The sequence below is a fragment of the Azospirillum sp. TSH64 genome (assembly GCF_003116035.1).
Taxonomy (GTDB): Bacteria; Pseudomonadota; Alphaproteobacteria; order Azospirillales; family Azospirillaceae; genus Azospirillum.
In genome coordinates this window covers 3,438,235-3,451,120 of sequence record NZ_LGQW01000015.1, presented here as the reverse complement: position 1 = coordinate 3,451,120, position 12,886 = coordinate 3,438,235, and the positions used below count along the sequence as shown (strand labels likewise).

Genomic DNA, 12,886 nt, shown 5'->3' with positions numbered 1-12,886 from the left:
GTCAGAGGATATAGGACATGACGAGGTACAGCACCGCCTCGCCATCGCCGGAGTTGCGGTAGCGGTGGGGAACGTCTGCCTCGAACAGGATCGAGTCGCCCTCCTCCAGCCGGTGCTCGCCGTCGGCGGTGGCGATGTCGACCTGCCCGCGGCCGACCAGGATGTTTTCAACCGTGCCGGGGGAATGGGCGTCGGCGGACTCGTCGGCGCCGGGCGACAGGCGCAGTTCATAGAACTCCACCTGCCGCTCGCCCTTCAGCGGGAACAGAGCGCGGGAGGTGAACAGGCCGTCGCGGGAGGTCAGGCTGCGCTGCTCGGCCCGCCGGATCACCGTGGTGCCGGCGTCGCCTCCGGTGCTGAGCAGGCTGGAGAAGGACAGGTCCAGTGCCTTGGCGACCGTCCACAAGGTGCCGATGTCGGGGCGGTGCCGCCCCTCCTCGATCGCCATCAGGATGTGAGGGTCGCTGCCGGACAGCTGTGCCAGCCCGTCCACCGACAGCCCCTGCCGCCGGCGGAGGCCACGCAGATTGTCCCCGATCACCCCGACCAGATGATCGAGGGACGGCGGGGCGGAGTGTTGAGCGGTGTCGATCGTCATGGCTCCGTTCTCCTGCGGCACGAATGACCGGAGCGACGGGAGCCGCCCCACGGATGGCGGAGATTGAACATCACATTTTCCTACTTTTCAAGTAGGAAAATTCACAATGTGGTGTGAATTATAGTTCTCATCCTTATTTTGCACATCATAAATTTGTTTAAATCACGGCCGTCTGTTCATGACTCTGCCGGAAGGCAAAGCGCCCCGCCGTCCGGATGGCCGGACAGGCGGGGCGCTGGGCGGATCGGAAGCGGACAGCCTGCTGTCCGGGCGATTACGGCAGGGCGGCGTTGGAGGTGTGGGCCTTCATCTCGTGGCGATGACGCTCGGCGAAACGCTCCAATGTGCGGCGTGCGGCGTCGAAGGCGTCACGGATGGCCGCATCGGCGCTCTCGTGGCCGTGACCGCCGGATTTGTCGCTGCGCACGACCAGTTCCTCTCCGGGAACGGTCAGGGCGACTTGGACGGTGTACTGCTTGCCCTGATGCTGGTGGCGGTGGGGAATTTCAAAGACGACGCGTTTGGACAGGATGTTCCCGAAAAAGCGGTCGAGCTTGTCGGCATGCTCGCGGATCGAATGCTCCAGGGCGGGAGAGGGGTCGATGTTGCGGAAGGCGATCTGCAACGGTTGACGCATGTCCATGCTCCTTGTTCTACGCGCGGGGCGCGCGGCTGATGGGCCGCCCTCCCCGCGGGGCCCGCCCCCATCAGCCGGCCGGTCGGTGAGCGGCGGGCGAAGGGGCTTGGTGATCTCAGGATCGCACAGCGGCGGAATCCTGCATTAACCTGCATCAATGCGGCCCTGGGGGACCGGATGTAGACTCCCGCCCGTTTTCCAGGCCGGGTTCCAGATGAGCTTGGGGGTCAGGCCAAGCCGATCAGGCGGATCAGTGTCAGGCTGATCGTGCCCAGCGCCAGCAGGGAAAGCACCACCGCCGCCGTCACCCGTCCGCCGGCCCGCGCCACCGTCCGCACATCGACTCCCAGCCCCAGCGCCGCCATCGACACCACCGTCAGCAGGGTGGCCGCGTGCTCCATCGCCGGCAGGGCGGCATATGGGATGAGGTCGAGCGAGCGCAGGGCGATCATCGCCAGGAAGCCCTGGATGAACCACGGCACCAGATGATGGACCGGCGGGCGGGGCCGGCTTTGACGCGGCACGCCGGCTTCGGCGTCAACCGTCTCGCCGGCCAGCCGGGGCGCCAGCAGCGACAGCAGCAGGCAGACCGGTCCGAGCATCAGCACCCGCACCAGCTTCACCAGCGTGCCGACCTGCACGGCGATGGCGCCCAGCGGTGCGGCGGCGGCGATCACCTGCGGCACGGCATAGACGGTCAATCCGGCCAGCGCGCCATACTGCACCCCGCTCAGCCGCAAGCCGATGCCGAGCAGAGGCAGGCCAAGCACGACGGCCACGCCCAGCACGGCGGTGAAGGCGATGGAGGCGGCGACATCGTCGCTGTGCGCATCGATCACCGGCGCCACCGCGGCGATGGCCGAGTTGCCGCAGATCGCGTTGCCGCAGGCGACCAGCACCGCCATGCGCACCGGCAGGCCGAGCAGCCGCCCGATCCCGAACCCCGCCAACAGCGCCAGCGCCACCACGCCGGCGATGCCCAGCAGCAGGGCCGGCCCGGCCGACAGGATGGTCGCGGCGCTGACCGCGGCCCCCAGCAGGATCACCGCCATCTCCAGCAGGATCTTGGCGGAAAAGGCGATGCCCGGTTGCCAGCGTGCCGGCGGCGCCCAGGCGGTGCGGAGCGTGGTGCCGATCAGGATCGCCAGCACCAGCGCCTCGATCCACGCCTCGCCGAACAGTGCCATCTCAGCCTTGGCCGCGGCGAAGGCGAGCGCCGTAACGCCGACGCACAGCGCAAGGCCGGGGAGAAGGCTGCGAATTTGGAAAAGCATGGGCTTTCCCGGCACCGCCTGTGCGGGTGCCGCGGTATCGGGGATCATGGGACGGGTCTCCGGAAGCGGTCGGGAGCGGAAAAACACCGTTCCCATACGTAAAATTATGGAGACCGCTTTCGATCACATCCAACACAAAGATGTGATGCGTTCGATAACTTGAATTTATGGATCAGGCCGTCAGGCCGTCGTCGAATTCAGGGACCTGCCATGGCCCGCCGAGGTCGGCATTGCGCAGAAGCAGAACCAGCTCCTCGCGCGAACGGGTGACGGCGGTGTAGAGCCAGCGCCAGCGATGCTCCCGGAAGGCGGCCGAATCGTCCACCACGGTGACCGACGGGAATTCCGACCCCTGCGAGGCATGGCAGGTGATCAGCCACGCCCAGTCGTAAAGCTGGATGTCCTTGCCCACCCGCGGCTGGACCATCCCCTCGGTGTAGTGGGCCTGGAACATCCAGGGATGGACGATCAGCTTGCTGCGCGACCGCACCTCGTCCTCCATCTGCACGCCGAGCGACCACAGGCCGGCATCGCGGCCCTGCGCCTCGGCGGCCGGCCGGGTCAGGGAACCGATCATGCCGTTGAAGAGCCCCTCGTCCTTCTGGTTGCGCCGGCAGATGACCCGCTCCCCCGCCTGCGGCATCGTGGAGTCGTGGCCGAGCAGCGTGCGCATGCGCTTGGTGTAGGTGGTGCGGACGCGGTGGGTGCCGCAGATCGCCTGTGAGGACTGCCGCATCACCAGCGACTGGGTGCGGTGCTCCAGCGGCAGGACATGGACCTTGCCGACGGACCCGAAGCGCCGCGGCATCTCCTGCCGGCGCAGCAGATGGGCCAGCCGGATCACCGGGCTCTCGCGGGCGGTCCGGTGCGGCTCGGTCAGGCGGAAATCCGGCTCCCCGCTGGTGAACAGCCCCTGGCCGGAGACCGGCGGAAGCTGGTAATCGTCGGCGATGACGAGGATCTTCTTGCCGGTCCGCATCAGGTCGCGTGCCAGATCGTCGCCGATCATCGACCCTTCGTCGCAGACGATCAGGTCGGCGTCGGCGACCGGCCCGTCGTTGCGGCGGGCGAAGATCAGCTCGCCGCTGTCGCCGTCCTTGCGCGGGGCGTAGAGCAGCGAATGCAGGGTCGCCGCCCCGTCGATGCCCTTCTGGCGCAGCACCTGGGCGGCCTTGCCGGTGGGGGCGCCCACCACATAGTCGGTCAGCCGGCGGCGCTCCAGCAGATGCTCCAGCGCGAAGACGGTGGTCTTGGTCTTGCCGGTCCCGGCCTCCCCGGCCAGCCAGAAGACCTGCTGGGCGTCGTCGTCCTTGTACCAGGCGTCGATCGCCTGGATGGCGCGATGCTGTTCGTCGGTCGGGCTATCGGACTGCATTTGGATCGAACCGGGATCAAACCATGAATGAAGACGGCACAGTAGCCCGACCGCCCACCGCCGGTCCATAGAACTTCGCCGCGGCGACACCATCTCCTCCGGAACCATGGTTGCAAAGGATCCGGTACGCATGCGCAATCCCTATTGGCAGGGTCCGGCGACGTCCAATTTCGACGGGCTGCGTTTCTTCAATCCGGGCGAACCGGAAACCGACCGCAGCCTGCGCCAGCTGCTGCGCTGGCAATTCGGGCGGAAGGCGGTCAAATGGCCGCGGCAGGTGGCGGTGACGCCGGTGATGCCGGCCCGGCACGTCGCCGGCCTCCGCGTGACGGTGGTGGGGCATGTCACCACCCTGGTCCAGGCGGCCGGGCTGAACATCCTGACCGATCCGGTCTGGTCCGACCGCGCCAGCCCGGTCCGCTTCGCCGGGCCCAAGCGGGTCACCGCACCGGGCATCCGCTTCCACGACCTGCCGAAGATCGACGCGGTTCTGGTCTCGCACAACCATTACGACCATCTCGACGTTGAGACGCTGAAGCGCCTGCACCGGCGCGACGCGCCGCTGATGGTCACCCCGCTCGGCAACGACACCATCCTGCGCAAGCATATCCCGGGGGTGCGGGTCGCGGCGGGCGACTGGTGGAGCCGGTTCGAGCTGGCGCCGGAGGCGGAGGTCCACATCGTGCCGGCCAACCACTGGTCGTCGCGCACCGGACGTGACCGGCGCATGGCGCTGTGGGGCGGCTTCGTCCTGCGCACTCCGGCCGGCTCGGTCTATTTCGCCGGGGACACCGGCTATGGCAGCGGGGCGGCCTTCCGCGCCATCGGCGAACGGCTGGGAGCCTGCGATCTGGGGTTGATCCCCATCGGTGCCTATGACCCGCGCTGGTTCATGTCCGCCCAGCATTGCGACCCGGACGAGGCGGTGCGGATCATGCTGGACACCGGGGCGAAGAAGGCCGTCGGCATCCATTGGGGAACCTTCGCCCTGACCGACGAAGCGCGGGACGAGCCGCCGCAGCTGCTGCGCACAGCCTTGGCCACCCACGGCATCGACCCTGCCCGCTTCGAGGTGGGACATCCGGGGACGGTCGTCGATGCATGACCGGATCGGATCGCGTAATCGCCCCGTGGGTTTCATACCGAACGCACGGGGCGATAAACCCACGCCGACAAGGAGATCGGGGGTGAAGGAGGAACCTTGGTTTGGCCAGCCTGCGTCAGGCGGATCGTCGTTCGCTACGAGCGGCGCCGCGATATCCCCGCCACGCTCCACCCTCCCACCGCGGCCTTCATTGCCTCTCGATTCGTCCGGCCTTGCCGATTCTGTTAAAAATGATTTCCTTCACTGCTCCAAATAAAATGGTTAACGTTATTATGTTTTGTATAGTATCGGCAAGATATTCACTCCGCTCGTGAGCGCACGAAATCCCTTCTGCGAGCGCAGATTTTGCCGATGGCATATCCATTCCATCGAAGCGTGGTTAAGCTTCTTTCCCAAGGCGTAACGCGCGCCCCAGGGGTGTGGGATCCCCTCGTTCGGACGGTGTGGCCACTGCCGTTAGATTAATGAAATCATTAACCTTTTCGGCCGAACCCCCTGAGGCTCCTGTCCAGGCGCTCCACGCTGAAGGTCGCAGAAACCGTGTTTGAATGCGGTTTTCCAAATCCCCGACTGCGGGTTCAGGAGGCTGTCTGCGGGGGCGCCCGAAGACACAGCCTGGCCGTCAGTCCGGAATCCGGAAGGAGATCGAGTTGCGCTATTCTGATCTGACGATTCTCTCGAAGATCCTCACCGTCATGGGATTGCTGGGCATTGCGATGATCGCCTCGGCTTTTTATGGCGGCCATCAGATGCGTGTCGTGGACAATGCTGACTCGTTCATCATCGACCACCCGGATAAAGCCAACGTCAAACTGGCTTTCATCGAGAATCAGGTCAGCGAGTACATGGCGGCGCTCCACCATCTGGCTGGGTCCTCAACCGAGCAAGGCAACGCCACAGCGCTCAAAAGCTCCCGGGACGCTCTCGACACCATCCGGGAAGAGGCCCCCAAAGCAAAGCAGATCGACCCTGAGGTCGCCGTTGCGCTTGACGCCATTCTCGGAAAATTGCGGCTGACGGTTGATGGGCCTTGCATGGAGGTCATCCGACTGGGCTCCGGCACGGACTCGGAACTGAACAAAAAAGCCAATCAGTTGATGGAAAGCGACTGCGGACCGGCCCTTGACCATGTGCGGGATAATATTGAGAATCTGCTTAAAGATAACATGAAAAAAGTCGACCGCCTTAATCAGGAGGCGACCGCCCTCATCGATGGATTGGTGTGGAAAACCGTGTCCTTAAACATCATCGCCATCGGACTCATAATCGCTTTGGCAATTTATCTGACACGGAAATTTGTGACATCTCCACTGAAAGTGATCGAAGGAAGTTTGGATGAACTGGCGAAGGGCAATCTGGACGTTCAAGTCACGAACACTGAGCGCAAGGACGAGATCGGCAGCATCGCCCGCTCGTTCAGGGCATTCAAGGACAACGCCATCGAACGGCGGCGGATGGAGGAGCGCGAGAAGACGGAGCAGGTGAAACGGGACGAACGCGCCAGGCTCATCGAGACCCTGACCGCCGGCTTCGACAAGAGCGTGTCGGGCGTCCTGAACACCGTGGCCGGCGCCAGCACCGAGCTGGAGGCGACCGCCTCGTCCCTGTCCGCTTCCGCAGAACAATCCACCGCCCAGGCCACCACCGTCGCCGTCGCCGCCGAGCAGACATCGGCCAATGTCCAGACCGTCGCCACCGCGACCGAGGAACTTTCCGCCTCCATCGCCGAGATCACCCGCCAGGTCGCCGAATCCGCCCGCATCGCCAACACCGCCTCCGAGAAGGCGGCCCACACCGACGAGCTGGTCCAAAAGCTCTCCGCCGCCGCCGGACGCATCGGCGAGGTCATCAAACTGATCAACGACATCGCGTCCCGGACCAACCTCCTGGCGCTGAACGCCACCATCGAGGCGGCGCGGGCGGGGGATGCCGGCAAGGGGTTCGCCGTCGTCGCCGGCGAGGTCAAGAGCCTCGCCAACCAGACCGCCAAGGCCACCGACGACATCGCCCGGCAGATCGCCGCCGTTCAGGGGGAAACCCGCAACACCGTCGCCGCCATCCAGGACATCGCCGCCATCATCGGTGAAATCCAGACCATCTCGACCGGCATTTCCTCCGCCGTCGAGAAGCAAGGGGCCGCCACCAGCGAGATCGCCCGCAACGTCCAGCAGGCCGCCCAGGGCACCCAAGCCGTCAGCGAGATCATCGGCGGCGTCTCCCAAAGCGCCGCCTCGACCGGCACCGCCGCCCAACAGGTCCTCGGCTCCGCCGGGCAACTATCCCAGAATGCCGACACCCTCAAACGCGAGGTCCAGGAGTTCCTCGCCTCGGTGAAATGCGCTTGATCCAAGGAGGCGGGCCATCCCCCTTCCGCAAGGCCGCGGCGCGGCGCTGAGACGCCGCCACCGCCGCCAGAGCGCCTTAGCCCCCGCTCAGGCCGGGGTCGGCGCCTGTTCCGGCAGGACGCCGGAGGACTTCAGTTCCCGCCAGAAGTCGGCGGGGATCGGCTGGCCCATCAAGGTCACATTCTCATGCACGCGCGCCGGGTTCTTGGTGCCGGGAATGACCGAGGCGACGACCGGATGCGCGGCGCAGAATTGCAGGGCCGCCGCGCGCAGGTCGACACCGTGGTGCCCGGCGATCTCCGCCAGCCGGTCGCGCGCCGCCACCTTGTCGGGGGACGCCTCCTGATATTCGAAATTTTTGCCCCCGGCGATGATGCCGGAGTTGTAGGGGCCGCCGACCACCACATGGACGCCGCGCTCGGCGCAGCGCGGAAACAGCTCGTCCAGTGCCGGCTGGTTCAGCAGGCTGTAGCGCCCGGCCAGCAGAAAGACATCGGGGTCCGCCCGCTCCAGCGCCATCACGCAGGGCTCCACCCGGTTGACGCCGAGGCCCCAGCCGCGGATCACCCCCTCTTCGCGAAGCTGGGTCAAGGCGACGGCGGCCCCCTTCATGGCGGTGTCGAACACCTCCAGCCAGCGGTCGCCATGGGCGTCCTCAGCGCAGTCGTGGATGTAGGCGATGTCGATGCGTGCCATACCAAGCCGCTGCAGGCTGTCCTCGATGGAGCGGCGCACGCCGTCGGCGCTGTAATCGTAATCAACGCGGAACGGCAGGCCTTTCACAAAGGGGCCATGCTGGCCACCCTTGCTGGCATCGGCGCGCAGCAGCCGGCCGACCTTGGTCGACAGAACGAACTCGTCGCGCGGACGGCTGCGCAGGACATGGCCGAACCGGTGTTCGGAAATGCCGGGACCATATTCGGGAGCTGTGTCGAAATAGCGGATGCCGGCGTCCCAGGCGGCGTCGAGGGTTGCCGCGGCCGTCTCGTCGGTCACCTCCTCGAACATGTTGCCCAGGGGCGCTCCGCCGAAGCCGAGCGGGCCGGGCGGGGCGAAATGCGTGCTGTCTGACATGGGAAAACCTTTCCATCTCTGGCACCGTTCGATGCACCCGTTCAACACCGCGCCTCACCGGGCCGTTCCTGATCCAGGCGGCCTCCGCCGACTGTCCAGCCGGCGCTTGACTGGCATTTCGCGCATGCCCAGCTTGCTACGCGGACTGGACGAGGATCGGGACGTAGATGGCGATGGGGGCGGACGAAAACACGAAAATCCTTGGCGAGGCCCGTCGAATCCTCGCCGCCGGGGACGGGGACGCACTGGCCTCGCCGGCGACGCTCGGCGACCTGGCGGAGCTGCTCGCCGACACCTTCGACGAGAGCTACACCGCAGAGCGGGCGCTGGCCCTGCTGACGCCCGCAAGACGCCGCGCTCTGAAAAGCCGCTTCGTCTCCGCCGACGAGAGCGGAGGTGCGGAGGTCTGGCTGCCCGCCGATGTGCTGGACCGGCTGCGGGATGTCGCCGACACGCCGCTCGACGCCATCCGCGCCCTGCTGGACAGCGGGCGCGGCCTGCCGGAAGCGGGCAGCGAGGAGCATTGCCGCAAGCGCCGCTGCGCCCCCCAGCTGCTGCTGTCCGATCCCGGCGCCTGGCAGTGCCGGACCTGCGGCCTGACCGGACGGGCCGACCTGCCGCCCAACCCAATCGTCGCCGGCCATCTGGCCGACCAGCGAAGCCGCATCGCCGAGTTGCACGCCCTGGCCGCCGCGATCCATGAGGGCTGGGGGGCCGGCGAGCGCTTCACCGTCGCCGATGCCGCGGCGAACCGCCTGACCGGCATCCCGGCCGACCGCGACCGGCTGAAATCGCTGCTTGCCGACCTTCTGCGCGACGGGCTGCTGGAGGAGGCGCCCGGCCCCCGTGGCGGCGCCGGCTTCCGCGTGCTGGAGGAGCCGCCGGACTGGATCGCCGACGCCATGGCCGAACGCCGCCGGCAACGGGAAGCGGAGGCGCGCGTGCGCGAGGACCGTGCCGCCGCCCTGCGCAATGTGCTGGAGGACGGGCTGACCCACACCACCGCCGCCGGAGAGCGTGTGGAGATCATGCAGAGCGACCGTGGCCTGGAACTGCGCTTTCCCGCCATCCCGGCCTGGGAATTGCGGGAGGAGATGAAGCGGCAGGGCCATTGCCGGTGGGACGGCCGGCGGCGGCGCTGGTGCCGCCTGTCGCCGGTCATCAGCGTCGAGCCCTGGTTGGCGGCCGCGCTCGACGCCGGCGCCACCGTCGCACCGCTGGGGACCGCCGACCCGGATGCCGAGGATTGGGGATACGAGGAGTGGCCGGATTGACAGTCCGGCCGCCCTACAGATCGACCTCCAGCGTCACCTTCACCGGGTCGAGCACGACCATCGTCTGGAAGGACTGCACCAGCTCGTTGTCGGCGAACAGCCGGCGCGACAGAACCTCGTAGCTCGCCATGTCGGGGACCAGCAGGATCAGGACGAAGCTGGCCTTCCCGGTGACGAAATAGCATTGCTGAACCTCCGCCGCCTCGCGGAACAGGCGCTTTGCGGCGGCGATGACGGGGGAGCGGTCGTTGATCGTCTGGACCTCCACCACCACTGTCACCCCCTGCCCCACCGCGGCCGGATCGACCACCGCCACGTTGCGGCGGATGATGCCGGCCGCCTCCATCCGGGCAATCCGGCGCTGCACGGCCGGCGCGGAGAGATGCACCGCCTCGCCGATCTCGCGCTGGGAGGTCTTGTTGTCCAGTTGCAGGATGCGCAGTATCGCGCGGTCCTGCTCGTCGAGCTGATCCGGCGGGCGAGCGATTGTTGAGCGCATGGCGGCTTCGGCGAAAGAACGGTGCGTCGGAAGCCTCAAACTTAAGCGCTCGCTGCCCCATCGTCACAGTATCTTTTCACCGGACCTCTTCCACCGAACCTTCCGCCGGGAGCCCGCGCGTGGCGAACGCCTCCATAGAATCCCCCTCCAGTACCCGGCCCGAACCGGCGGCGCTGCCGCTGCTGCTCCTGCTTGCCTCGCTGCTGTCGCAATATGTCGGGGCCGCTTCGGCGAAATCACTGTTCCCGCTGGTCGGGGCGGAGGGCGTGACCGGCCTGCGGGTGGGACTGTCGGCGCTGATGCTGATGGCGATCCTGCGCCCGTGGCGCAGCCTGCCCGGACGCGGGGATCTGCGCAACCTGCTGGTCTACGGCGCCACGCTGGGGGCGATGAACCTGTCGATCTACCGCGCGATGGAACTCATCCCCATCGGCATCGCCATCGCCATCGAGGTGACCGGGCCGCTGGCGGTCGCCCTGCTCGGGTCGCGCCGGCTGAAGGATTTCCTGTGGATCGCCTGCGCCGCGGCCGGGCTTGTCCTGCTGCTGCCGCTGCGGCAGGCATCCGCCGCGCTGGATCCGGTGGGCGTCGCCTATGCGGCGGCGGCGGCCTTCTGCTGGGCGCTCTATATCGTGTTCGGCAAGCGCGCCTCGGCCCTGCCGGGCGGGCAGGCGGTGGCCTGGGGCATGCTGGTGGCGGCCAGCTTCACCGTCCCGCTGGGGATTTCCCATGCCGGCGCCGGGCTGCTGGTTCCGGCCGTGCTCCTCACCGGTCTCGCGGTGGCGGTGCTGTCCAGCATGGTGCCCTATCTGCTGGAGATGATGGCGCTCCGCCGCCTGCCGAGCCATGTGTTCGGCCTTGCCGTCAGCGCCTCCCCCGCCGTGGCGGCGCTGATCGGCTTCCTGATGCTGGGCGAGCGGCTGAGCGCGGTGCAGTGGGCCGCCATCGCCTGCATCATGTTCGCGTCGGCCGGCAGCGCGCTGGGCAAAGCCCGGCGCGGCCGCGAGTGACGCGCGTCTCCCGTCACGTTGCCCGGAGAGGCCGGGCGACGTCGGGCATTTCGAGGTCGAGCAGCGCCGACGCCAGGCACTTTCCATGGGCGTCGAGCGCCAGCGACCGGGTCACGCCGCCGCCGAGCGCCTGCCGCATCACGAAGTTCAGCGCGCCGATGCTGGGGATCTCGTATCGCACCACCTCGCCAAGCACGACCTCGTGGAACAGCTCCTTCACGCGGTCGGCGGTGACATGGGCCTCGATCAGCGGATAGTCCGCCTCGTCGAAGGCGATGACGGAGATGTTGGAGATGTCGCCCTTGTCGCCGGTGCGGGAATGGGCGATGTCGCGGAGTTTCATGTCAAGCCTCCATAAACGCGATGGCGGGCTTCGCCAGCTCGCGGGGCAGCAGGGCCGACAGCATCGCCACCACGTCCTTGGCCGACTTGGTGGCGCCGCCGCCGCTGGCCGGGCCGTTGGTGTAGAGGGTTTCGACCTCGTTGCCGATGCGCTGCGCCTCCTTCAGGCTGCCGGTCCGGCCGACCACCCGCACCCGCACCTCGTAGGGCTCCTGCCCACCCGCGGTGGACAGTGCGGTGCCGTGGATGGAATCGACGCCGATCAGGTCGAAGCGCAGCTCGGTCGCCTCGACGCCGGTCAGCGCCAGACGCTCGCGCACGATCTCCAGCGCCAGCCGGCCGCGCGCCAGCGCGCCGGGACCGGCGTAGGAGATCTGCCCCTCGCCGATGAAGCTGTCGCGATAGCCGACCGAGACCTTCAGCGTGGCCGGCCGCGGGCGCCCGGTGGCGCCGGCCACCCGCACCCGGTCGGGCCCTTCCTGGGTGAAGCGCACGCGCGAGAAGTCGGCCACCACGTCGGGGGTGAAATAGACGGCGGGGTCGTGGATCTCGTAGAGCAGCTGTTCCTTGCAGGTGGCGGTGGTCACAGCACCGCCGGATCCCGCCACCTTGGTGATGACGGCGCTGCCGTCCTCCCCCACCTCGGCGATGGGGAATCCCAACCGGGCCAGGGCGGCGACGTCCTTCACGCCGGGATCGGCGAAATAGCCGCCGGTGATCTGCCCGGCGCATTCCAGCAGATGCCCGACCACCGTCCCCTTGCCGAGGAGATCCCAATCCTCCATCGACCAGCCGAACTCGAAGATCTGCGGGGCGAGGAACAGGGCCGGGTCGGCGACGCGGCCGGTGATGACGATGTCGGCCCCGGCCTTCAGCGCCTCGACGATGGGAGCGGCGCCGAGATAGGCGTTGGCCGAGACCAGACTGCCGGCCATCGCCGACACCGGCTCGCCGGTTTCCTCGATGCGGTGGTCGCCGGACTTCAGCGTCTCCAGCACGTCATCGCCGGACACCGCGGCGATCTTCAGCCCCTCCAGGCCGAGCGACCGGGCGATGTCCCGCGTCTTGGCGGCGGCAGCGGCCGGGTTGGCCGCCCCCATGTTGGTGACGATGCGGATGCCCTTCTCATGGCAGGGCCGCAGCACCGCCAGCATGCGCTCCGCCAGCAGGGGATCGTAGCCCTGGGCCGGATCCTTCAGCTTGGCGCCCTGGGCGATGGCGATGGTGCGCTCCGCCAGGCATTCAAAGACGAGATACTGGATGTCACCCTTCTCGGCCAGTTCAACGGCCGGCTCGATGCGGTCGCCCGAATAGCCGGCGCCCGATCCGATGCGGATGGTCTTCATGATGGTA

12 protein-coding genes are annotated in these 12,886 nt (G+C 67.5%); 4 read left to right on the top strand and 8 right to left on the bottom strand.

What is annotated here, in order from left to right:
- Window position 1 precedes the first annotated feature (1 nt).
- The 4 genes from TSH64_RS17120 to TSH64_RS17105 all read right to left on the bottom strand — a co-directional run bounded on the left by TSH64_RS17120 (window position 2) and on the right by TSH64_RS17105 (window position 3,884).
- A complete protein-coding gene (locus TSH64_RS17120) occupies window positions 2-598 on the bottom strand; it encodes a cupin domain-containing protein (protein WP_109446682.1) in 597 nt (198 codons plus the stop codon).
- Window positions 599-872: 274 nt separating this feature from the next.
- Entirely contained in the window at window positions 873-1,235 is a 363-nt protein-coding gene (locus TSH64_RS17115; RefSeq protein ID WP_109446680.1) for an HPF/RaiA family ribosome-associated protein, read from the bottom strand.
- A gap of 227 nt (window positions 1,236-1,462) precedes the next feature.
- Window positions 1,463-2,509 carry a putative sulfate exporter family transporter gene (locus TSH64_RS17110; RefSeq protein WP_247872994.1) on the bottom strand — a complete coding sequence of 349 codons (1,047 nt, stop codon included), beginning with the start codon at window positions 2,507-2,509 and terminating at the stop codon, window positions 1,463-1,465.
- A 172-nt stretch (window positions 2,510-2,681) separates the two neighbouring features.
- Window positions 2,682-3,884 (bottom strand): AAA family ATPase, encoded by a 1,203-nt coding sequence (locus TSH64_RS17105; protein WP_109446676.1) that lies wholly within the window; start codon window positions 3,882-3,884, stop codon window positions 2,682-2,684.
- Window positions 3,885-4,014: 130 nt separating this feature from the next.
- On the opposite strand from TSH64_RS17105, the gene TSH64_RS17100 reads away from it, so the two are divergent.
- Window positions 4,015-4,989: an MBL fold metallo-hydrolase gene (locus TSH64_RS17100; RefSeq protein WP_109446674.1), complete on the top strand. Its 975-nt coding sequence runs from the start codon at window positions 4,015-4,017 to the stop codon at window positions 4,987-4,989.
- A gap of 650 nt (window positions 4,990-5,639) precedes the next feature.
- Entirely contained in the window at window positions 5,640-7,334 is a 1,695-nt protein-coding gene (locus TSH64_RS17095) for a HAMP domain-containing methyl-accepting chemotaxis protein (RefSeq protein ID WP_158285381.1), read from the top strand.
- A gap of 87 nt (window positions 7,335-7,421) precedes the next feature.
- On the opposite strand, the gene TSH64_RS17090 is transcribed toward TSH64_RS17095, so the two are convergent.
- Window positions 7,422-8,408, bottom strand: a complete 987-nt coding sequence (locus TSH64_RS17090) for an aldo/keto reductase (protein ID WP_109446670.1) — start codon at window positions 8,406-8,408, stop codon at window positions 7,422-7,424.
- 173 nt (window positions 8,409-8,581) lie between these two features.
- Between TSH64_RS17090 and TSH64_RS17085 the strand changes: the two genes are divergently transcribed.
- Window positions 8,582-9,682 carry a hypothetical protein gene (locus TSH64_RS17085; protein WP_146208037.1) on the top strand — a complete coding sequence of 367 codons (1,101 nt, stop codon included), beginning with the start codon at window positions 8,582-8,584 and terminating at the stop codon, window positions 9,680-9,682.
- A gap of 13 nt (window positions 9,683-9,695) precedes the next feature.
- Here the strand turns inward: TSH64_RS17085 and TSH64_RS17080 are convergent, their stop codons facing one another.
- Window positions 9,696-10,181, bottom strand: coding sequence for an Lrp/AsnC family transcriptional regulator (locus TSH64_RS17080; protein WP_109446666.1), 486 nt, complete (start codon window positions 10,179-10,181; stop codon window positions 9,696-9,698).
- Between the two features lie 119 nt (window positions 10,182-10,300).
- Between TSH64_RS17080 and TSH64_RS17075 the strand changes: the two genes are divergently transcribed.
- Window positions 10,301-11,191: a DMT family transporter gene (locus TSH64_RS17075; protein WP_199237584.1), complete on the top strand. Its 891-nt coding sequence runs from the start codon at window positions 10,301-10,303 to the stop codon at window positions 11,189-11,191.
- A 13-nt stretch (window positions 11,192-11,204) separates the two neighbouring features.
- Here TSH64_RS17075 and TSH64_RS17070 read toward each other — a convergent pair whose 3' ends face one another.
- Complete coding sequence (locus TSH64_RS17070) at window positions 11,205-11,534, bottom strand: hypothetical protein (RefSeq protein WP_109446664.1); 330 nt, start codon at window positions 11,532-11,534, stop codon at window positions 11,205-11,207.
- A gap of 1 nt (window position 11,535) precedes the next feature.
- Window positions 11,536-12,879 carry an acyclic terpene utilization AtuA family protein gene (locus TSH64_RS17065; RefSeq protein ID WP_109446662.1) on the bottom strand — a complete coding sequence of 448 codons (1,344 nt, stop codon included), beginning with the start codon at window positions 12,877-12,879 and terminating at the stop codon, window positions 11,536-11,538.
- Window positions 12,880-12,886 lie beyond the last annotated feature (7 nt).